The sequence below is a fragment of the Pseudomonas sp. AKS31 genome (assembly GCF_023634765.1).
GTDB lineage: Bacteria > Pseudomonadota > Gammaproteobacteria > Pseudomonadales > Pseudomonadaceae > Aquipseudomonas.
This window is the reverse complement of record NZ_JAMLFX010000001.1, coordinates 275,542-296,415: the sequence shown is the minus strand read 5'-3', so window position 1 is coordinate 296,415 and position 20,874 is coordinate 275,542. Positions and strand designations below refer to the sequence as shown.

At 60.2% G+C, this 20,874-nt stretch carries 16 protein-coding genes and 2 tRNA genes; 4 read left to right on the top strand and 14 right to left on the bottom strand.

Translation table 11 applies throughout. From position 1 onward, the window contains the following. Window positions 1-33: 33 nt before the first annotated feature. The 4 genes from rpsR to rnr all read right to left on the bottom strand — a co-directional run bounded on the left by rpsR (window position 34) and on the right by rnr (window position 4,417). A complete protein-coding gene (gene rpsR, locus M9827_RS01265) occupies window positions 34-264 on the bottom strand; it encodes a 30S ribosomal protein S18 (protein WP_002551829.1) in 231 nt (76 codons plus the stop codon). Between the two features lie 28 nt (window positions 265-292). After that, window positions 293-715, bottom strand: a complete 423-nt coding sequence (rpsF, locus tag M9827_RS01260) for a 30S ribosomal protein S6 (protein ID WP_038360383.1) — start codon at window positions 713-715, stop codon at window positions 293-295. Window positions 716-1,022: 307 nt separating this feature from the next. After that, on the bottom strand, window positions 1,023-1,790 hold the full coding sequence (gene rlmB / locus M9827_RS01255; protein WP_093105350.1) for a 23S rRNA (guanosine(2251)-2'-O)-methyltransferase RlmB: 768 nt from the start codon (window positions 1,788-1,790) through the stop codon (window positions 1,023-1,025). Then, a complete protein-coding gene (gene rnr, locus M9827_RS01250; RefSeq protein WP_250602944.1) occupies window positions 1,787-4,417 on the bottom strand; it encodes a ribonuclease R in 2,631 nt (876 codons plus the stop codon). The genes rlmB and rnr overlap by 4 nt, the downstream gene beginning before the upstream one ends. Before the next feature lie 225 nt (window positions 4,418-4,642). Between rnr and M9827_RS01245 the strand changes: the two genes are divergently transcribed. The 4 genes from M9827_RS01245 (at window position 4,643) to M9827_RS01230 (ending at window position 7,763) form a co-directional block, all read left to right on the top strand. Next, window positions 4,643-4,729, top strand: a tRNA-Leu gene (locus M9827_RS01245). A gap of 180 nt (window positions 4,730-4,909) precedes the next feature. Next, a tRNA-Leu gene (locus M9827_RS01240) sits at window positions 4,910-4,996 on the top strand. 191 nt (window positions 4,997-5,187) lie between these two features. Next, entirely contained in the window at window positions 5,188-6,198 is a 1,011-nt protein-coding gene (locus M9827_RS01235) for an iron ABC transporter substrate-binding protein (RefSeq protein ID WP_250602943.1), read from the top strand. Next, entirely contained in the window at window positions 6,198-7,763 is a 1,566-nt protein-coding gene (locus tag M9827_RS01230; protein ID WP_250602942.1) for an ABC transporter permease, read from the top strand. Before M9827_RS01235 ends, M9827_RS01230 begins: the two co-directional genes overlap by 1 nt. 109 nt (window positions 7,764-7,872) lie before the next feature. On the opposite strand, the gene M9827_RS01225 is transcribed toward M9827_RS01230, so the two are convergent. From M9827_RS01225 to M9827_RS01180, 10 genes are all read right to left on the bottom strand, one after another. Further along, window positions 7,873-9,807 (bottom strand): methyl-accepting chemotaxis protein, encoded by a 1,935-nt coding sequence (locus M9827_RS01225; protein WP_250602941.1) that lies wholly within the window; start codon window positions 9,805-9,807, stop codon window positions 7,873-7,875. A gap of 140 nt (window positions 9,808-9,947) precedes the next feature. Continuing rightward, the gene (locus tag M9827_RS01220) at window positions 9,948-11,237 is read right to left on the bottom strand and encodes an adenylosuccinate synthase (protein WP_008078328.1); all 1,290 of its coding nucleotides are present in this window, start codon (window positions 11,235-11,237) and stop codon (window positions 9,948-9,950) included. Window positions 11,238-11,291: 54 nt separating this feature from the next. Continuing rightward, window positions 11,292-12,479 carry an ATP phosphoribosyltransferase regulatory subunit gene (locus M9827_RS01215; RefSeq protein ID WP_250602940.1) on the bottom strand — a complete coding sequence of 396 codons (1,188 nt, stop codon included), beginning with the start codon at window positions 12,477-12,479 and terminating at the stop codon, window positions 11,292-11,294. Window positions 12,480-12,792: 313 nt separating this feature from the next. Then, the gene (gene hflC, locus M9827_RS01210; RefSeq protein WP_016984784.1) at window positions 12,793-13,662 is read right to left on the bottom strand and encodes a protease modulator HflC; all 870 of its coding nucleotides are present in this window, start codon (window positions 13,660-13,662) and stop codon (window positions 12,793-12,795) included. Further along, window positions 13,662-14,834: an FtsH protease activity modulator HflK gene (hflK, locus tag M9827_RS01205; protein WP_007915828.1), complete on the bottom strand. Its 1,173-nt coding sequence runs from the start codon at window positions 14,832-14,834 to the stop codon at window positions 13,662-13,664. The genes hflC and hflK overlap by 1 nt, the downstream gene beginning before the upstream one ends. A gap of 96 nt (window positions 14,835-14,930) precedes the next feature. Beyond that, on the bottom strand, window positions 14,931-16,232 hold the full coding sequence (gene hflX, locus M9827_RS01200) for a ribosome rescue GTPase HflX (RefSeq protein WP_123448395.1): 1,302 nt from the start codon (window positions 16,230-16,232) through the stop codon (window positions 14,931-14,933). A gap of 12 nt (window positions 16,233-16,244) precedes the next feature. After that, complete coding sequence (gene hfq / locus M9827_RS01195; protein ID WP_007902656.1) at window positions 16,245-16,505, bottom strand: RNA chaperone Hfq; 261 nt, start codon at window positions 16,503-16,505, stop codon at window positions 16,245-16,247. Window positions 16,506-16,599: 94 nt separating this feature from the next. Further along, window positions 16,600-17,571 (bottom strand): tRNA (adenosine(37)-N6)-dimethylallyltransferase MiaA, encoded by a 972-nt coding sequence (gene miaA, locus M9827_RS01190; RefSeq protein WP_250602939.1) that lies wholly within the window; start codon window positions 17,569-17,571, stop codon window positions 16,600-16,602. After that, the gene (mutL, locus tag M9827_RS01185) at window positions 17,571-19,481 is read right to left on the bottom strand and encodes a DNA mismatch repair endonuclease MutL (RefSeq protein WP_250602938.1); all 1,911 of its coding nucleotides are present in this window, start codon (window positions 19,479-19,481) and stop codon (window positions 17,571-17,573) included. The genes miaA and mutL overlap by 1 nt, the downstream gene beginning before the upstream one ends. Further along, window positions 19,478-20,851, bottom strand: a complete 1,374-nt coding sequence (locus tag M9827_RS01180) for an N-acetylmuramoyl-L-alanine amidase (protein WP_401044867.1) — start codon at window positions 20,849-20,851, stop codon at window positions 19,478-19,480. The genes mutL and M9827_RS01180 overlap by 4 nt, the downstream gene beginning before the upstream one ends. Between the last annotated feature and the right edge of the window lie 23 nt (window positions 20,852-20,874).

Below are 20,874 nucleotides of genomic sequence, written 5' to 3'. Positions count from 1 at the left end.
TTCAATCCTTTGCTACTTGTCGACTGCCCGGTCTCAGCGGCCGTGGCTGTCGGTGTAGGCCAGCAGGGCCAGGAAGCGGGCGCGCTTGATAGCGGTGGCCAGCTGACGCTGATAACGAGCTTTGGTACCGGTGATGCGGCTTGGAACGATTTTGCCGGTCTCGGATACGTAGGCTTTCAGAGTGTTGAGATCTTTGTAATCGATCTCTTTCACGTCTTCAGCGGTGAAGCGGCAGAATTTACGACGACGGAAGAAACGTGCCATTTGATAGGCTCCTTAAAAGGTCCGTGGATTACTCGTCAGCGTTATCGCTGTTGTCGCTGTCATCACTATCAGCGCTATCAGCGCCTTCGTGCTCAGGACGGTCGCGACGCTCACGGCGCTCACTGCGGTTTTCTTCAGCCTTGAGCATCTCGGACTGGCCGGTAACGGCTTCGTCGCGACGGATGACCAGGTTACGGATCACTGCATCGTTGTAGCGGAAGTTGTCTTCCAGCTCGGCCAGGGCCTTGCCAGTGCACTCAACGTTCAGCATCACGTAGTGAGCCTTGTGAACATTGTTGATTGCGTAGGCCAGTTGACGACGGCCCCAATCTTCCAGACGGTGGATTTTGCCGCCGTCTTCTTCGATCAGCTTGGTGTAACGCTCAACCATGCCGCCGACTTGCTCGCTTTGATCCGGGTGGACCAAAAAGATGATTTCGTAATGACGCATGAATGCTCCTTACGGGTTGTAGCCTGCCGCTCAAAAACGGTCAGACAAGGAGTGAATGACACTTATGGACTTGCTGGCGCGGGGCACATGCGTGCCTGCCGTCACAGCAAGGGGCGCAATTGTAGAGAAGGGACAGAGGAGGTGCAAGGCAATTGGTGAATATTTGAACAACCACCCATTTATGCAACACCACAAAACACTGTGGGAGCGAGCTTGCTCGCGAATGCAGTTTGTCAGGCAACATTTATGTCGACTGACACTCCGCTTTCGCGAGCAAGCTCGCTCCCACATTTGAATCGCGTACGACTCAGGATTTCTTGGTGGCAGCCTTGGCTTTTGCACCGCGCTGACGCTGGGCTTCGAACAGGCAGACGCCGGTCGCCACGGAAACGTTGAGGCTGCTGACGCTACCGGCCATCGGCAGGTTCACCAGATAGTCGCAGTGTTCGCGGGTCAGGCGACGCATGCCTTTGCCTTCAGCACCCATGATCAGAATGGTCGGGCCAGTCAGGTCCTGGTCATAGATGCTGACCTCAGCCTCGCCCGCCGTGCCGACAACCCACAGACCGCGCTGCTGAAGCTTTTCCAGCGTACGGGCGAGGTTGGTTACCGCGACCAGCGGAATCACTTCCGCCGCGCCGCAAGCGACTTTACGCACGACCGGCGTCAGGGTCGCCGACTTGTCTTTCGGCACGATCACCGCCAGCGCACCGGCCGCATCGGCCGAACGCAGGCAGGCACCGAGGTTGTGCGGGTCGGTCACGCCGTCGAGCACCAGCAACAGCGGCGCGCCTTCCGTGCGATCGAGCAGTTCGTCGAGCATGGCTTCGCCCCAGACCTGGCTCGGGCTTACTTCCGCGACTACGCCCTGGTGCACACCCTCAACCCAGGCATCCATTTCGCGACGTTCGGCCTGGCCGACCTGAACGCGATTTTCGTTGGCCAGCTCAACCAGAGTCTGCACACGCGGATCGTTGCGGCTTTCCGCCAGCCAGATCTGCTTGACGCGTTTCGGGTGGTGACGCAGCAACGCTTCTACCGCGTGAACGCCATAGATTTTTTCCAACTGACTCATGACTTCGCCTTCGGTTTACGTGCCCCGCCACTTTTGGCTGGAGCGGAACCCGCTTTTGGCGGGCCCTTACGGTGTTTGCTCGGTTTGGCTGGCTTGCCGCCGGAGGCCTTTTCAGGCGCCGACCGTCCGGTCTTTCCCCCGGACGCCGCTTTACCACCGTTTTTGGCATCGGAAAGCAGCGCTTTCTTCATTTCACGGCTTTTGCGCAGCTCGGCGTTCTTCGCCACGGCATCGCTAGGGCGATAGGCTTCGGCAGCCTTTTCCTTGGCCGGACGACGGCTGGCGGTTTTTGCCGGAGCCTTTTCTTCCGCAACCTTGGCCGCCGGAGCCGCGGTTTCAGTGCCACGTTTTTTGCGACCGATCGGCGCGCTGATGGTTTTTTCGGCCATCTCGAAGTCGATCTTGCGTTCGTCGAGGTCGACGCGCATGACCCGCACTTCAACGGTATCGCCGAGGCGGAAGCTGCGCCCGGTGCGCTCGCCCGCCAAGCGGTGATGCACAGGATCGAAGTGGTAGTAATCGCCCGGCAGCGCCGTGACGTGGACCAGACCTTCGACGTAGATGTCGGTCAGCTCGACGAACAGGCCAAAACCGGTGACCGCGGTGATCACCCCCGGGAACGACTCGCCCACGCGATCCTTCATGAACTCGCACTTGAGCCAGTTCACCACGTCACGGGTCGCTTCATCCGCGCGACGTTCGCTCATGGAGCACTGCTCGCCGAGTTGTTCCAGCGCAGCCTCGTCGTACGGATAGATGCGTGCCTTCGGAATGGTCATCGCACCGGCACGGCGAACGTGCGGGGTGTCCTGTTTCGAATGGATCACGCTGCGGATCGCACGGTGCGTGAGCAAGTCCGGGTAACGACGAATCGGCGAAGTGAAGTGGGTATAGGCTTCGTAATTCAGGCCGAAGTGGCCGTCGTTTTCAGCGCTGTATACCGCCTGGCTCAGCGAGCGCAGCATGACGGTCTGGATCAGGTGGAAATCCGGACGATCCTTGATGCTCGCCAGCAGTGCCTGATAGTCCTTCGGCGACGGGCCATCCTTGCCTTTGTGCAGGGACAGGCCGAGCTCGCCAAGGAACGCGCGCAGTTTTTCCAGACGCTCCGGTGGCGGACCGGCATGAACGCGGTACAACGCAGGAATTTCGTGCTTCTTGAGGAATTCGGCAGTGGCCACGTTGGCCGCCAGCATGCACTCCTCGATCAGTTTGTGCGCATCGTTACGGGTGGTCGGACGGATTTCGGCAATCTTGCGCTCGGAACCGAAGATGATCCGGGTTTCCTGAGTCTCGAAATCGATCGCGCCGCGCACATGACGGGCGGCGAGCAGCACTTTGTAAAGCGAATAAAGCTGCTTGAGGTGCGGCACAACGTCGGTGTATTCGCCGCGCAGTTTGCGCGCTTCGGCAACTTTCGGCGTTTCCAGCATCGCGCTGACTTTGTTGTAGGTCAGACGAGCGTGGGAATGGATCACCGCTTCATAGAAGCAGTAGTCGGTCATTTCGCCGGACTTGGAGATGGTCATCTCGCAAACCATGGCCAGACGATCGACATGCGGGTTCAGCGAGCACAGGCCGTTGGACAGTTGCTCAGGCAGCATCGGCACGACGCGCTCAGGGAAGTACACCGAGTTGCCGCGCACTTGCGCTTCGTTGTCCAGCGCCGAACCGATTTTCACGTAGCTGGAAACGTCGGCAATCGCCACGTACAACTTCCAGCCACCGGAGAACAAGCGCAGCTTGCCCGGTTTTGCTTCGCAATAAACCGCATCGTCGAAGTCGCGGGCATCTTCGCCGTCGATGGTGACGAACGGCAGATGGCGCAGGTCGACGCGCTTCTCTTTGTCCTTTTCTTCGACTTCCGGCTTGAGCTTGGCCGCTTCTTTCAGAACAGCTTCAGGCCAGACGTGCGGAATGTCGTAAGTGCGCAGCGCGACATCGATTTCCATGCCCGGCGCCATATAGTTGCCGACCACTTCAACCACGTCGCCCTGCGGCTGGAAGCGCGGCGTTGGCCAATGGGTGATTTTCACCTCGACGAACTGACCGATCTGCGCGTTGGCGTTGCGGCCCGGAGTGACCAGCACTTCCTGCTGGATCTTCGGGTTGTCCGCAACGACGAAGCCGATGCCGCCTTCTTCAAAGTAGCGACCGACGATGGTTTCGTGCGCACGGGACACCACTTCGACGATCACGCCTTCGCGGCGACCGCGACGATCGAGACCGGAGACGCGCGCCAAGGCACGGTCGCCATCGAACACCAGGCGCATTTGCGCAGGGCTCATGAACAGGTCGTCGCTGCCGTCGTCAGGCACCAGGAAGCCAAAACCGTCACGGTGACCACTGATGCGACCGAGGATCAGGTCGAGCTTGTCGACCGGCGCGTAAGTGCCACGGCGGGTGTAGATCAGTTGAGCGTCGCGCTCCATGGCGCGCAGACGGCGGCGCAGGGCTTCGATCTGGTCTTCTGTGGTCAGACCAAACTCTTCGACCAGTTGCTCGCGGGCAGCCGGCGAACCCCGATCGGCGAGGTGCGCCAGGATCAGTTCGCGGCTAGGAATAGGGTTTTCATATTTTTCCGCTTCACGAGCGGCCTCGGGATCGAGGGACTGCCAATCGGCCATTAGAGAGTTTTCACCTTGTCTATATGCGGGTTAGTTTGGCATAGGCGCCATGAAACGGGAAATTTCCGACTATATAAGGCCCTTATGAGGGTCTGTATCGTCGCTTGAAAGCCGTTTTGAACACCGCTGGTAAAAAAAATCATATTTTTTGCTGACAGGGGTTTACAGTTAAAAAGACGCTCCGTATAGTGCGCGCCATCGACGACGCACAGCGCTGCCGATACTGCCCAGATGGTGAAATTGGTAGACACGCCAGCTTCAGGTGCTGGTGACCTTACGGTCGTGGAAGTTCGAGTCTTCTTCTGGGCACCAATTTCGAGCTTGAGACTAGATCAGTTTCAAGGCTCACACAAAACCCGCGAAAGCGGGTTTTTTGCATTCTAAGCCCGGGTTTTCTTAAAACTGATTTATTAAAATTAAATCAGGGGTTTACAGATCAAAACGCGCTCCGTATAGTGCGCCACATCAACAGCGGCAACGCTTGCGATGATTGCCCAGATGGTGAAATTGGTAGACACGCCAGCTTCAGGTGCTGGTGACCTTACGGTCGTGGAAGTTCGAGTCTTCTTCTGGGCACCAATTCAAATTCAAGGTTACGACCTTGGATTTCACAAAAACCCGCGAAAGCGGGTTTTTGCGTTTCCGGCTTCCAGAAATTTATCGCCACCTCACCTATCAAAACGCCAGCCCCACCGCAAGGCGCACTTGAGAAACAATATCGTTTATCATTGTTGCAAGTTTTTGCAATGCGACAGTGAGGAACCCTGCGAATGACGTTTCGAAATACCCTGCGCCGAGGCTTGACCTTCACCCTTCTTGGCCTGGCGCTCGCCACTCCCCTCACCCAGGCTGCCGATGCGGTTTCCCTGACTCTGTACAACGGCCAGCACAAGGAAGTCGGTGACGCGATCGCCAAAGCCTTCGAAGCCAAGACCGGCATTCACGTCAACGTGCGCAAAGGCAGCAGCAATCAACTCGCCAGCCAGATCATCGAAGAAGGCGACCGCTCCCCTGCCGATGTCATCTACACCGAAGAATCGCCGCCGCTGAACAATCTCGGCGAACAAGGCCTGCTGGCCAAGGCCGATGCCGCCACCCTGGCCGTACTGCCGGAAAAATACGTCGCGACTAACGGCACCTGGATCGGCGTGACTGCCCGGGTTCGTGTCGTCGCGTTCAACCCTAAGCTGATCGATGAAAAAGACCTGCCGAAGTCGGTGATGGAATTTTCCGATCCGAAGTGGCAAGGCAAAGTCGGCTTCGTCCCGACCAGCGGCGCGTTCCAGGAACAAGCCGTGGCGATCATCAAGATGCACGGTCGCGACGCCGCCGAAGAATGGCTGACCGGCCTGCGCGCTTTCGGCAAGACCTACAGCAACAACATGGTTGCGCTCAAAGCCGTGGAAAACGGTGAAGTCGCCACCGTGCTGGTGAACAACTACTACTGGTTCGCCCTGCAGCGCGAGAAAGGCAAACTCGACTCGAAACTGCATTACTTCACCGGCGGCGACGTCGGCGGCCTGATCACCGTGTCCAGCGCTGCCGTGCTGAAATCCAGCAAACACCCAAAAGAAGCCCAGCAATTCCTTGCCTACATGGCCAGCGAAGAAGGCCAGCGCGTGATCACCCAGACCACCGCCGAATACCCGCTGCACAAAGGCATGGAATCGGATCGCGGGCTCAAGCCGTTCAGCGAACTGGAAGCGCCGAACGTGACGCCCGCCGACTTGGGCAATGCTGAAGAAGCGCTGGACCTGGAACGCGAAGTTGGCTTGAACTGATGACCGCATCGTTATCCGCCCCCGCCGCGCGCGGGGGTTACGCACCAAAGCGTAAGCGGCCTTCAATCTGGCTGGTGCTGCCAGTGTTGTTGCTGGTGGTGCTGAGTCTGTTGCCGCTGGCTTACGTCGGGCTCAAGGCCTGGCAGGCCGGTTGGGCCCAAGCGCTGCATTTGTTGTGGCGCCCGTATGTATTCGGCCTGCTGCGCAACACCTTGGCACTGATGGTTGGCGTGACGATTACCTGCGGCGTGATCGGCCTGTCACTGGCCTGGTTGCTGGAGCGCAGCAATTTGCCGGGGCGGCGCCTGTGGGGCGTGATTCTGTGCCTGCCGTTCGCGGTGCCGGCGTTTGTCAGCAGCTTCACCTGGGTTTCCTTGAGCGCGAAGTTCGAAGGGCTTGGCGGGGCGATTCTGGTGATGAGCCTGTCCAAGTATCCGCTGATATTTCTGCCGGTGGCGGCAACGCTGCGCAATCTTGATCCCTCACTTGAAGAGTCGGCCCGCACCCTTGGGCAGAATCGCTGGGGCGTGTTTTTCCGCGTGACCCTGCCGCTGCTCTGGCCATCGCTACTGGCCGGCTCGCTACTGATTGCCTTGCACATGCTGGTGGAGTTCGGCGCACTGTCGATCATCGGCCTGCAAACTTTCACCACGGCGATCTACCAGCAATTCGAACTGGAATTCAGCAACGCCAACGCGGCGATGCTGTCGGCCGTGCTGCTGGCACTGTGTCTGGTGCTGTTGTGGCTGGAACTGCGCGTACGCGGCAAAGGCCGACATGTGCGCACCGGACAAGGCGCGGCGCGGCAGGCTGAACAGGTTCGTCTGGGCCCTTGGGCGGCGGTCGGTCAGTTCTATTGCCTGCTGCTGGCGATCATCGGTAGCGGGATTCCACTGGGGATGCTGGCGTACTGGCTCGCAGTCGGCTCGTCGGCAGCATTCCCAGTAGCGGCTATCACTGAAGCGTTGCTGTCGTCGCTGGCGTTGTCGCTGGGTGGCGCGGCGCTGTGCCTGGTACTGGCGGTGCCGGTGGGATTGCTGGTGGTGCGCTACAAAGGTCACCTGGCGATCTGGGCCGAACGCTTGCCGTATCTGCTGCACGCGCTGCCGGGCCTGGTGATTGCGCTGACGCTGGTGTATTTCGCCCTGCATTACGTGCCGGCGCTGTACCAGACCTCGGGACTGCTATTGATCGCCTATGCGCTGCTGTTTCTGCCACTGGCACAGGCGCCGATTCGCACGGCGCTGAACAAGGCTGCGCCGCAACTGGAGGAGGCAGCGCGCACGTTGGGCGCTTCGTCGTTCATGGCGTTCTGCAGGGTGACGTTGCCGATTATTTTCCCGGCATTGGGCGCGGCATTTGCGCTGGTGTTTCTGGATGCGATGAAGGAATTGACGGCGACGTTGCTGCTGAGTCCGACCGGGCTCAATACGCTGGCGACCGAAGTGTGGGCGCATACCGCGAATGTCGAATTTGCGGCAGCGGCGCCTTATGCGGCGTTGTTGATTTTGGTGTCTGGATTGCCGGTTTATCTGCTGACAACGCGGATGTATCTGAGCCGCTGACACCGCTATCGCGAGCAGGCTCGCTCCCACATTTTGACCGAGTCCCATCAGAGGAATGCGATCTAATGTGGGAGCGAGCCTGCTCGCGAAGAGGCCCGCCCAAACAGCCTCAAGCCCTGAACTGCCCCAGACTCGCCTTCAGCTGCGCCGCCAAACCATCCAGCACCTTGCCACTCGCCGTGGTCTCCACTACCGCCTGCGCCGCTTTCTCGGCCTGCGCATGAATCGTCTCGACCCGACCACGAACAGCCTGAGCACCCTGCGCCTGATGCGCAGCTGCTTGTGTCGCCAGGCCAATCGCCGCATGCACCTGCTCGACCGAGATCTGAACCGACTGCTGCAACCGCGCACTGTCACGCAACACCAGCAAACCTTCACTAGCCTGACGCCCGGCCTGACCGATCGCCTCGACCGCTTCGCGCGCACCCTGCTGCAACGCGACAATGTGCGCCTGAATATCACCGGTAGAGCTTTGTGTCTTGCTGGCCAATGCGCGAACCTCGTCAGCCACCACTGCAAAACCACGCCCGGTCTCACCGGCCCGCGCCGCCTCGATAGCGGCGTTGAGCGCCAGCAGGTTGGTCTGTTCGGCAATCCCGTGAATCACCGTCAGCACCACTTCGATCTGCTCACTCTGCTGCGCCAGCCGCTCGATGACTTTCGCCCCGGTATCGACCTGCCCCGCCAACGCCTCGATCAGGCTGCCGACCTTGGCGGACGTCCGGGTGTTTTCGTCGGTGGCCTGGCGAATATCCACTACCTGCTTCAACGCCGCTTGCATCGCATGGCTTTCCGACTGCGCCTCGTCGGCCATTTGCGACAGCGCGCGCAGGCTCTCCGCCACTTCATCACGCTGCATGCCCGCCGCCGCATCGGCACCGGCATTGCGCAACGTCATCGCGCCGATTTCCACACCGGTACGCTGCGCCACATCACCCGCCTCGCGCACGATCGGCTGCAACTTATCCACAAAGCGATTGACCGCCGAAGCCATGTCGCCGATTTCGTCTTTGCTGTTGATCTGCACGCGTTTGGTCAGGTCGCCCTCGCCCGCCGCCAGGTCATCCATCGCGGCGTTGAGCATCTTCAGACGATTGACCACGCGATGGCCGAGCACGACTGCCAGCAACAGCAATACGCCGCAACCGACCAGCGCCAGGCCCATGCCGATCCGCCAACGCAAAGTCGCCGCCGCTTCTTGAACAGTATTGGCGGTGTTGGCTTTCATCTCGACGGCGGTTGACTGCGCCGATTGCAGGCGCGCCTGCATGGCTTTGGCACTGTCCGCTGCAGCGCCTTTCAGGCTGTCGCCGACCAATTGATCACTGCTGGCGATCAGCGCGGAGAAGCGCTTGTCGAGTGCCGCGAGATCGGTTTCCACCGACGCCGTGGAGACACCCATCAGCACCTTGCCGATTTCCACGCCATTGGGATTGATCGAGGCCTCCAGGTAGTAAACCGACGGATCGTTTTTCGCCGCATCCAGCACTTTATCCAGCGCACGCTCGCCCTGGCCTTTTTCCAGCAAGGCCTTGTTGATCGGGTTTTCGCGATTGAGATAGCGGGTCAGGTGCTGACCGGTGGCGTCGTCATAGACCACGAACAGCACATTGGGATTGCGCTGGGCGCGGCGGGCGAACTCGGACAGGGTCGGCACATCACTGTCCCACATGGCGCGCGGGGCCACGGAGGCGAGCAATTGCGCCATGTCATTGGCCGAGTCCTTGAGATCCTTTTCCAGCGTCGCACGCAGTTGCGCCTGCTCTTCTTTCAAACGCGAAGACAGGCCGGCGGTAAGCCGCTGGCGGGTACTGGCAGACAAGGCATCGAGACTCGAGGTGACTTCACGCCCGGCTTGCTCCAGTTCACCGGAAAGTTTCTGGCTGTCGGCGCCCAAGCGCACCGCCAAATCAGCTTCCAGCGCGGTGACGGTGCTCCGCGTGAGGGCAACGGCCACCAGCACCTGCACCAAAAGGGCGATACCAAGGGTAACGAACACGGGCCGCAACAAACGGCTTTGTAACAGTGAGAGAACGGCCGACACTGTGAATACCTCTACTTCTGACGCCATTAATTTGATGGCACTCTTGTAGACAGATTCACAGCAAAGGTCATGCCGTCCAACAGGCATAAACGACAAAGGCCCCGATTAAGGGGCCTTTGTGTTTTTACATCAACGACTTATCAAGCAAACGGATGACGCAGAACGATGGTTTCGTTGCGGTCCGGGCCCGTCGAAATAATGTCGATCGGCGCGCCGATCAACTCTTCAACGCGTTTGATGTAGGCACGCGCGTTAGCTGGCAGCTCTTCCAGGGTTTTGGCACCCACGGTCGATTCGGTCCAGCCCGGTACTTCTTCGTACACAGGCTGCAGGCCTACGTAGCTGTCAGCGTCAGTTGGAGCAACTGCGTTGCCTTGCGCATCTTTGTAGCCGACGCAAATGTTGATGGTTTCCAGACCGTCGAGTACATCCAGCTTGGTCAGGCAGATGCCCGAGATGCTGTTCACATCGATCGCGCGACGCAGGATAACGGCGTCGAACCAGCCGCAACGACGGGCACGGCCGGTGGTCGCACCGAACTCGTGACCTTGCTTGGCCAGGTGCGCACCGACGTCGTCAAACAGCTCAGTCGGGAATGGACCCGAACCGACGCGGGTGGTGTAAGCCTTGGTGATGCCCAGGATGTAATCCAGGAACATCGGGCCAACACCGGAACCGGTCGCCACGCCACCGGCGGTGGTGTTGGAGCTGGTCACGTACGGGTAGGTACCGTGGTCGATGTCGAGCAACGAACCCTGGGCGCCTTCGAACATGATGTCTTTGCCGGCGCGACGCAGGTCGTGCAGCTCGGCAGTGACGTCGAGCATCAGCGGCTTGAGCAGCTCAGCGTATTCCTTGCACTCAGCCAGGGTCTTTTCAAACTCGATGGCCGGCTCTTTGTAGTAACCGACCAACATGAAGTTGTGGTAATCCACCAGTTCACGCAGCTTGTCTTCGAAGCGTGGCATGTTGAGCAGGTCGCCAACACGCAGGCCACGACGGGCAACCTTGTCTTCGTACGCCGGGCCGATGCCGCGACCGGTGGTACCGATCTTCAGTTCGCCACGGGCCTTTTCACGGGCCTGGTCCAGCGCCACGTGGAAGGACAGAATCAGCGGGCAGGACGGGCTGATACGCAGACGCTCGCGGACCGGTACGCCTTTCTCTTCCAGCTTGGTGATCTCGCGCAGCAGGGCGTCAGGTGCAACCACCACGCCGTTGCCGATCAGGCACTGCACGCCTTCGCGCAGCACGCCCGACGGGATCAGGTGCAGGACGGTTTTTTCGCCGTCGATCACCAGTGTGTGGCCAGCGTTGTGGCCACCTTGGTAGCGCACTACGGCTGCAGCATGTTCGGTCAGCAGATCAACGATCTTGCCTTTGCCCTCATCACCCCATTGGGTGCCCAGGACTACGACATTCTTACCCATAACACTTGTCCTCATTCGCGCAAACTTGGTGCCGGCGATGGCCGGCAGGAAAACTCAAGAAGCCAGTGGCGATACTTGCCAAAGCCCGTTCTGCTGAATCAATTGCCGGTCGCAGTCCGCATCACGGGCGGCGGCCAAAGGTTGCCCAGGCAGGGCCTGAACGACACGCTGACCCTCACTGCGCAACTGGCAAACCTGCTGCCAGAGTGCCGCATCCGTACTGTCAGGCATCCAGATACCGCCAGACGGTAGCTCGATCTCAGCACGCCCCAGGGTCACCAGGGTTTTCAAATCGGTGGAGAAGCCTGTCGCCGGACGGGCGCGACCGAAGTCGGCACCGATGTCGTCATAGCGACCGCCCTGAGCGATGGACTGACCAACGCCCGGCACGAACACCGCGAACACCACACCGGTGTGGTAGTGGTAGCCACGCAGTTCGCCCAGATCGAAGTACAGCGGCAGATCAGGGAAACGTGCCGACAGACGCTCGGCGATCGCCAGCAAATCCTCCAGTGCCGCCAGCACCGGCGCCGGCGCATTGGCCAGGCGCTCGCGGGCAGCGCTCAACACTTCACGGCCGCCACACAGGTCGACCAACGCCCGCAGCATGCCCGACAAGTCGGCCGGCAAGCCCTCGGTCAAGGCAATGACTTCGTCGATGGCCTTGCGTTGCAACGCATCGAACAACTGCTGCTCGACTTCGCCGGAAAGACCGGCGGCGCGCGCCAGACCACGATAGATGCCGACATGACCGAGGTCCATGTGCACGTCCGGCACATCGGCCAGTTGCAGCATGGCCAGCATCAGGCTGATGACTTCGACGTCGCTGCTCGGGCTGGCGTCGCCGTACAGCTCGGCGCCCAGCTGGATCGGGCTGCGCGAGGACGACAATGCACGCGGCTGGGCGTGCAGGACGCTGCCGGCATAGCACAGACGGCTCGGGCCTTCGCGACGCAGGGTGTGCGCATCGATGCGCGCCACTTGCGGCGTGATGTCGGCGCGGAAACCCATCTGCCGGCCCGATTGCGGGTCGATGACCTTGAAGGTACGCAGATCAAGGTCCTGGCCCGCGCCGGTCAGCAGGGATTCCAGGTACTCGATATGGGGAGTCACGACAAACTCGTAACCCCAGCTCTGGAACAGATCCAACACCTGACGACGCGCGACTTCAATGCGCGCCGCTTCCGGTGGCAGTACTTCTTCGATGCCATCTGGCAGCAGCCAGCGGTCTACCGTTGCCATTACGCCATTCCCCTTTGATCCGGGCGGCCAGCCTGCGGGCGAGCCTTGAGTGAAGCAGAAAATGACCGATCCGTTCAAAACGCACGCGCATGAACGACGCGGCGAAAGGCCTGTTACCGGCTTCGCCCATCACTTTCCTCGAAATACTCTCGGGCCATTCAACCCGATGCCTGCAACAAAAAACAGCAATCAAACGTGCAGACGCAAAAAAGCCGGGAATTTCCCGGCTGCCGCATCATACACACGTTTTCCCAAAGGATCACCCCGCCCGAGGTTTTAGCCGCCGGGCGGAATGATTCAGGTCAACGGCGTATCAAGGCTTGGCCTTTTCCAGGTAGTGGAAAAAGTCGCTGCTTGGGTCGAGGACCAATACGTCGGATTTGTTCGCGAAGCTTTCACGGTAGGCGCGCAGGCTACGGTAGAAACTGTAGAACTCCTGATCCTGACCGTAGGCCTTGGAGTAGATCGCAGCGGCCTGGGCATCACCGTCACCGCGAACCTCTTCGGATTCACGATAGGCTTCAGCCAGCAGCACGCGGCGTTGACGATCAGCATCGGCACGGATGCCTTCTGCCAGCTCGTTACCCTTGGCGCGGTGCTCGCGAGCCTCACGCTCACGCTCGGTGCTCATACGTTCGAACACACTGCGGTTTACTTCTTTCGGCAGGTCGATGGCCTTGACCCGAACATCGACGACTTCGATACCCAGCTCTTTTTCCGCCATCTTGTTCAGCGAGGCAGTGATGTCAGCCATCAGTGCGTCACGCTCACCCGACACCACTTCGTGCAGGGTGCGCTTACCGAACTGGTCACGCAGACCGGATTCCAGACGACGGGACAGACGCTCGTCGGCGATTTGCTTGAGGCCGGAAGTCGCGGTGTAGAAGCGCTCGGCATCTTTCACGCGCCACTTGGCGTAAGCATCGACCATCACGGCTTTCTTTTCCAGGGTCAGGAAACGCTGTGTCGGTGCATCCAGCGTCATCAGACGTGCGTCGAATTTACGCACCTGGTTAACGTAAGGCACCTTCACATGCAGACCTGGCTGAACATCGGCCTGAACCACGCGACCGAATTGCAGCAGCACCGCACGCTCGGTCTGAGCGACGATGTAGAAGCAGTTCCAGCCCACCAGTACCACAACGACGCCAACGATCAGGGCGATCAGCGATTTATTGCTCATCAGCGGGTCTCCCTTGTGCGCGACTGCGGCAGGTCAGTGACATGCGGCGTGACGTCCGTGTTGTTGCTGGCGGCAGCCGAACCGGTAACCGGCGCATTGCTGCCCGAACTGTTTTGAATCATTTTGTCCAACGGCAGGTAAAGCAGGTTGCTCTGGCCGTTCTTGTTGCCGGTCACGAGTACCTTGCTGGTGTTGCTGAAGACTTCCTGCATGGTGTCCAGGTACAGACGCTGGCGGGTCACTTCAGGTGCCTTGCGATACTCGGCGACCAGTTTGGTAAAGCGATCGGCCTCACCCTTGGCGCGCGAGACCGTTTCGTCACGATAACCGTTGGCATCTTCAAGGATGCGCTGGGCCTGACCACGGGCTTCCGGCACGACGCCGTTGGCGTAGGTTTCAGCCTGGTTGCGCGAACGCTGCTCGTCTTCACGGGCGCGGATCACGTCATCGAAGGCTTCCTGCACTTCACGCGGTGCCGCTGCGCTCTGTACGTTGACCTGAGTAACGGTGATACCGGTGCGATAGGTATCGAGGAAGCGTTGCAGACGCTCCTTGATTTCGCTGGCCATCAATTCACGACCTTCGGTCAGCACCTGATCCATGGCGGTGGAACCCACCACGTGGCGCAGGGCGCTGTCGGTCGCATGCTGCAGGCTGATTTCCGGCTGATCGACGTTCAGCACGAAGTCCTGCAGGTTGCTGATCTTGTACTGCACGGTCAGCGGCACTTCGACGATGTTCTCGTCTTCGGTCAGCATCTGGCCTTGCTTGGTGTAGGCACGCTCACGCGTGACGTTTTCCATGTACTTTTTATCGATCGGCGGGAAGTAGATGTTCAGGCCCGGGCCGACAGTCTCGTAGTACTTGCCGAAGCGCAGCACCACTGCCTGCTCCTGCTCGTCGACCACGTAGACTGCGCTGTACAGCCAGACAGCCGCCAGCACGACGAGGCCGATGCCGAGCAGACCGCCGAAGCCGCCACTGCTCTTGCCCGACCCACCGCCATCGTCACCACGTTTCTTACCACCACCGAACAACCCGTTCAGGCTTTCCTGCAGCTTTCGGAAGGCCTCGTCGAGATCCGGTGGCCCCTTGCGGTCGCCGTTATTGCGGCGTTTGCCACCCCAAGGATCCTGATTATTCGAGTTGCCACCCGGCTCATTCCAAGCCATAGCGCTCTCCATCTGATAAAGCAAAGACGCACCCACGGCGCGCCGACCAATGCTACAGAATGCCTGCCGTTGCGGCACAACCGCTTTTTCAGGCTTTTATTGCAAAGTGTGTTGCTCGATGAATTCCATCGGCTGCAATCCTTCGCGGCTTACCAGTCGATTCAGCTCGACACGGGGCAAACGAACGGCCAGCAGACTGATGCCTTCTTCGTCGTGCTCTTCTTTCTGCACCGCACCGAGTTCGAAAAACTGCGCACGCAGTCGGGCGAATCGTTGCGGCAAGCGCAAGGTGCCGATGAACAAATCACTGCCGAGTAATTCGGCGATGGCTTGTTCAAGCAATTCCAGGCCACTGCCATCACGCGCCGACAGCCAGACCCGCTGGGGCTTGCCGTTCTCGTCACGCTGGATTTGTGGCTCAACGCCTTCAAGCAAATCGAGTTTGTTATAGACCTCGAGTATCGGCAAGTCCTGGGCACCAATCTCGCCCAGCACCACCATCACCTGCTCGATCTGCAACATGCGATCCGGTTCAGCCGCATCGATCACGTGCAACAACAAGTCAGAGTTGGCCGACTCTTCGAGGGTAGACCGAAATGCTTCGACCAGCTTGTGCGGCAAGTGACGAATGAAGCCCACCGTATCCGCCAGGACAATCGGCCCCAGGTCGTCCAGATCCAGACGACGCAGGGTCGGGTCCAGCGTGGCGAACAACTGGTCAGCCGCATACACGTCGGACTTCGTCACGTTGTTGAAGAGTGTGGATTTACCGGCGTTGGTGTATCCCACCAGAGAAACGGTGGGGATATCCGCACGGGAGCGGCCACGTCGCGATTGCTCGCGCTGGCTGCGCACCTTCTCCAGACGGCCCTTGATCTGTCGCAGGCGAACCCGCAGCAAACGGCGGTCGGTTTCGAGCTGGGTCTCACCCGGGCCACGCATGCCGATGCCGCCACCTTGACGTTCAAGGTGAGTCCAGCCGCGAACCAGGCGGGTGCTCATGTGGTCAAGCTGGGCCAGTTCGACCTGGAGCTTACCTTCATGGGTGCGGGCGCGCTGGGCGAAAATATCGAGAATCAGACCGGTACGGTCGATCACGCGACACTCGAAAACACGTTCGAGGTTACGTTCCTGACTGGGCGTGAGGATGTGATTGAAAATCACCAGATCGGCTTCTTCAGCTTTGACCAGGTCGCGTAATTCCTCGACCTTGCCACTGCCAATCAGGTATTTGGCGGTTGGCCGATGACGCGGCACGTTAAAAAACGCAACGGTCTCGGCGCCGGCCGAATTAGCCAATTCCTGAAACTCCTGCGGATCTTCGCGCGCCTCAGGGTCCTGTCCATCCAAGTGAACGAGGATCACTCGTTCACCACCACCGTGGCGCTCAAAGAACAAAGGAGACTCCTATCAGGCGTTACCTGGCTCAGCGTCACCTGCTTCGGATTCGGTTGCGCTAGGCAGACGAATTGGACGAACCGGCACTACTGTCGAGATAGCGTGTTTGTAAACCATTTGGCTCACGGTGTTTTTCAGCAGGATGACGAACTGGTCGAACGACTCGATCGTGCCTTGCAGTTTGATACCGTTGACCAGATAGATGGAAACCCCAACTTTCTCTTTACGTAAAGTATTCAGGTAAGGGTCTTGTAGCGAATGCCCTTTTGACATGTGCCGCACTCCTTTAAGGATTCAATAATAAAAATAGGTAATTCAGATGGCTTTGGCCGCCACACCCCCAAGGATAGACGGCAATTGCAAGGACTCAGCTCAATATGGAGATGGTCCCAAGGTATTTCAAGGCGCGTGGCAGATTGTCGCAATCAAGACTGTCCAGCCAGTGTAGATCTTCCCAGCTGCGCAGCCAGGTGAACTGGCGTTTGGCCAATTGGCGCGTGGCAATGATGCCGCGCTCCTGCATTTCGGCCAACGTCAGCTTGCCATCCAGGTAGTCCCAGACTTGGCGGTAGCCTACCGCACGTATAGACGGCAACCCTGAATGCAGGTCACTTCTTTTACGCAGGGCTACGACCTCGTCGATGAACCCCTGTTCCAACATATTTGTGAATCTTTGTTTAATGCGCTCGTGCAATACCTGACGATTTGCCGGGGCAATGGCCAAGTTCGCGACAGTATAGGGCAATTGTTGCCGTCCCGAAGCGGCTGCTTCAGTACTTTGCGCAGATTGTTGCTGACGCAGCTCGGTCATGCTCTGACCGCTGACCCGATAAACTTCCAGCGCGCGACTCAGGCGCTGCGGGTCGTTGGGGTGAATCCGCGCCGCAGACACCGGGTCAATGATCGACAATTGGTCGTGCAGCGCTTGCCAGCCAAGGCGTGCAGCCTCTTCTTCGATCTGCGCGCGGACGTCGGGATCGGCGGCCGGCATGTCTGCCAGGCCTTCGACCAAAGCCTTGTAATAGAGCATCGTACCGCCCACCAGCAGCGGAATTTTTCCGCGCGCGGTGATCTCGGCCATGGCTTGCAGGGCATCGCGACGGAAATCCGCAGCGGAATAGGCTTCAGCCGGATCGAGGATATCGATCAATTGGTGCGGATATTCGGCCAGCAACTCCTTCGAAGGCTTGGCGGTGCCGATGTCCATGCCGCGATAGACCAGCGCCGAATCGACACTGATCAACTCGCACGGCAGCACCTTGGTCAGCTCGATGGCCAGATCGGTCTTGCCCGCAGCGGTCGGGCCCATCAGGAAAATCGCTGGAGGAAGCTGGCTCATCAACGACCGCGCAGGAACAGTTTGTCCAGATCGTCCAGGCCCAGTTGGGTCCAGGTCGGTCGGCCATGGTTGCATTGACCGCTGCGCTCGGTGTTTTCCATGTCGCGCAGCAGGCCGTTCATTTCCGGCAGGGCCAAACGCCGGTTGGCGCGGATCGCGCCGTGACAGGCCATGGTGCCAAGCAATTCGTTGAGGTGCGCCTGAATCCGGTCGCTGGTGCCGTACTCCATCAGGTCCGACAGGACATCGCCGACCAGACGGTTGGCTTCGGCCTGCTTCAACAAGGCCGGGATCTGGCGGATCGCCAGGGTTTCCGGGCCCAGACGCTGCAGTTCGAAGCCCAGACGCTGGAACCATGCGGCGTGTTCTTCAGCGCAGTCGGCCTCACGCTGGCTGACCGCCAGCGATTCCGGCACCAGCAACGGCTGACCACTGAGGCCTTCGCTGGCCATGGCGATTTTCAGGCGTTCATACATGATCCGCTCGTGGGCGGCATGCATGTCCACCAGCACCAGACCTTGCGCGTTCTCGGACAGAATGTAGATACCCTTGAGCTGCGCCAGCGCGTAACCGAGCGGCGGAATGTCTTCCTGTCCGGCCGGCAATGCGTTGGCATTGGCTTCCGGCAGTGGTGCGAAAAACTCTCGGTACGCGGCTTGCGCCTCGGCAGCCGGCGGCACCGCCGACTGCGGGCGCGGCGAGTATTGATACTGGTAAGCCCCGCCAGCGCTGGCACCGGACGACGTATTGAACGCCGGTTGCGCCTGCGGTTGCTCCAGCAGCGCATTGGCTGCCAGACGCATTTCACCCTGCGGGCCGAACTCACCGGCGTCGAGGCCGGTTGGCCGGACGACGGCAGTGGTCACGGAACCCGCGAGCTGGTCTTCAGGACGCACATCGCCCAACGCGCGGTGCAACGTGCCATAAAGGAAGTCATGCACCATGCGCCCGTCACGGAAGCGCACTTCGTGTTTGGTCGGGTGCACGTTGACGTCGACCGCCGCCGGATCGACTTCGAAAAACAGCGCAAAGGTCGGGTGACGGCCGTTGAACAGCACGTCGCGATAGGCCTGACGTACCGCGTGGGCCACCAGTTTGTCGCGCACCGCCCGGCCATTCACAAAGAAATATTGCAGATCCGCCTGACTGCGGTTGAAGGTCGGCAAACCGACCCAGCCCCACAGGTGCAAACCGTTGCGTTCGATCTCGATCGGCAACGCTTGCTCGAGGAAGCCGGAACCACAGATCGCCGCCACACGCCGGGCGCGAGCCGCATCATCGTGGGCTTCGTGCAGGCTGAGAATGGTCTTGCCGTTATGCCGCAGATGGAAAGCCACGTCGAAACGCGCCAACGCCAGACGCTTGATCACTTCTTGCAGGTGATCGAATTCGGTTTTTTCGGTCTTGAGGAATTTGCGTCGCGCCGGCGTGTTAAAGAACAGGTCGCGAACTTCCACCGAAGTGCCGACCGGATGCGCCGCCGGCTGCACCCGAGGCGCCATGTCGCGGCCTTCGGTTTCCACCTGCCAGGCCTGGTCGGCGTCACGGGTGCGCGAGGTCAGCGTCAGGCGCGCCACGGAGCTGATCGACGCCAGCGCCTCACCCCGGAAACCGAGACTCATCACCTGCTCAAGGTCTTCGAGGTTGCGAATTTTGCTGGTGGCGTGACGGGCCAGGGCCAGCGGCAGGTCATCGGCGGAAATCCCGCTGCCATCGTCGCGCACACGCAGCAGCTTGACGCCGCCTTGCTCGACGTCGACATCAATCCGCTTGGCTCCGGAATCCAGGCTGTTTTCCAACAGTTCCTTGATCACCGAGGCCGGGCGTTCGACCACCTCACCGGCGGCGATCTGGTTCGCCAGCCGTGGGCTGAGCAGTTCGATGCGGGCCGAGTTCAGAACCTGATTCATTCTTTGGACGCCAGTTCGGTGCCAGGAATGGTCAAGTGCTGGCCGACTTTCAGCTCATCGCTTTTCAGGTTGTTGGCGGCGCGCAGCGTGGCCGGCGACACCTGATAGCGCACGCCGATCATCGCCAGCGTTTCACCCGGGCCGACGCGATGATCGCGCGGGCCTTGAGCGATCTTGCCGGAATCACGCAGCCAGGCGATGTAAGTGCCCGGTGGCGGGTTCTGCTGGAAGAACTGGCGCACGCCACTGCTGATCGAACGCGCCAGCGCTTGCTGGTGGCTCGATGCCGAGAGCTTGTTGGCTTCGTTGGCGTTGGAGATAAACCCGGTTTCGACCAGGATCGACGGGATGTCCGGCGACTTCAATACCATGAACCCGGCTTGTTCCACGCGCTGTTTGTGCAGCGGCGTGACGCGGCCGATGTTGGTCAGAACTTTCTGCCCGACGTTGAGGCTGGAGGTCAGCGAGGCGGTCATCGACAGGTCGAGCAATACGCCGGCGAGCATGCGGTCCTTGTCGTCGAGGCTGACGTTGCCGGCACCACCGATCAAGTCGGACCGGTTTTCGCTGTCGGCCAGCCAACGGGCGGTCTCCGACGTCGCGCCGCGATCAGACAGGGCAAACACCGATGCGCCGAAGGCTGCAGCAGACGGCGCAGCGTCGGCGTGAATCGACACAAACAGGTCTGCACCCTTCTTGCGGGCGATTTCGGTACGGCCGCGCAACGGGATGAAGTAGTCGCCGGTACGGGTCAGCTCGGCGCGGAAGCCTTTCATGCCGTTGACCTGACGCTGCAGTTCGCGGGCAATCTGCAGGACCACATCTTTCTCACGCTGGCCACGCGAGCCGGACGCACCCGGGTCTTCGCCGCCGTGGCCGGCGTCGATCACTACAATAATGTCGCGCTTGCCGGCCGGGGCTGGCGGTAACTTGATCGCAGGTTCGGTCGGGGTGACCGGCACCGCTGGCACAGTCGCCACCTGCGGCGTCGGCGCGGGCGGCGGTGCAGCGTCGGCCGGGTTATCGAACAGGTCGACCACCAGACGGTTGCCGTACTGCGCATTCGGCGCCAGCGAGAAGCTTTTCGGGGTGACGGCTTTCTTCAGGTCGATGACCACCCGCAGATCAGTCGGCGTGCGTTGGGCCGAGCGCATCGCGGTGATTGGTGTGTTTGCGGTCTGCACGTTCAGTGGCGCACCGAGGGTGGCGCCGTTGATGTCGATCACCAGCCGGTCCGGTGAGGTCAGGGTGAAGACGCTGTGCTGCACCGGGCCGCTCAGGTCGAAGACCAGTCGCGTGTTGTCCGGCGCCCGCCACAGGCGCACGCTGTTGACCTTTGAATCGGCCACAGCGTTGACGGTTACTGCCATCAACAACAGTCCAGCGGCAGCCA

Excerpts from the sequence above, each read along its gene's own strand:
- rlmB (WP_093105350.1), bottom strand. The coding sequence starts at position 1,790 with ATGAGTCAGTTGGAAAAAATCTATGGCGTTCACGCGGTAGAAGCGTTG.
- hflK (WP_007915828.1), bottom strand. The coding sequence starts at position 14,834 with ATGGCTTGGAATGAGCCGGGTGGCAACTCGAATAATCAGGATCCTTGG.
- M9827_RS01215 (WP_250602940.1), bottom strand. The coding sequence starts at position 12,479 with ATGGCAACGGTAGACCGCTGGCTGCTGCCAGATGGCATCGAAGAAGTA.
- rpsR (WP_002551829.1), bottom strand. The coding sequence starts at position 264 with ATGGCACGTTTCTTCCGTCGTCGTAAATTCTGCCGCTTCACCGCTGAA.
- M9827_RS01230 (WP_250602942.1), top strand. The coding sequence starts at position 6,198 with ATGACCGCATCGTTATCCGCCCCCGCCGCGCGCGGGGGTTACGCACCA.
- mutL (WP_250602938.1), bottom strand. The coding sequence starts at position 19,481 with ATGAATCAGGTTCTGAACTCGGCCCGCATCGAACTGCTCAGCCCACGG.
- rnr (WP_250602944.1), bottom strand. The coding sequence starts at position 4,417 with ATGGCCGATTGGCAGTCCCTCGATCCCGAGGCCGCTCGTGAAGCGGAA.
- M9827_RS01220 (WP_008078328.1), bottom strand. The coding sequence starts at position 11,237 with ATGGGTAAGAATGTCGTAGTCCTGGGCACCCAATGGGGTGATGAGGGC.
- M9827_RS01180 (WP_401044867.1), bottom strand. The coding sequence starts at position 20,851 with ATGGCAGTAACCGTCAACGCTGTGGCCGATTCAAAGGTCAACAGCGTG.
- hflC (WP_016984784.1), bottom strand. The coding sequence starts at position 13,662 with ATGAGCAATAAATCGCTGATCGCCCTGATCGTTGGCGTCGTTGTGGTA.
- hfq (WP_007902656.1), bottom strand. The coding sequence starts at position 16,505 with ATGTCAAAAGGGCATTCGCTACAAGACCCTTACCTGAATACTTTACGT.
- rpsF (WP_038360383.1), bottom strand. The coding sequence starts at position 715 with ATGCGTCATTACGAAATCATCTTTTTGGTCCACCCGGATCAAAGCGAG.
- miaA (WP_250602939.1), bottom strand. The coding sequence starts at position 17,571 with ATGAGCCAGCTTCCTCCAGCGATTTTCCTGATGGGCCCGACCGCTGCG.
- M9827_RS01235 (WP_250602943.1), top strand. The coding sequence starts at position 5,188 with ATGACGTTTCGAAATACCCTGCGCCGAGGCTTGACCTTCACCCTTCTT.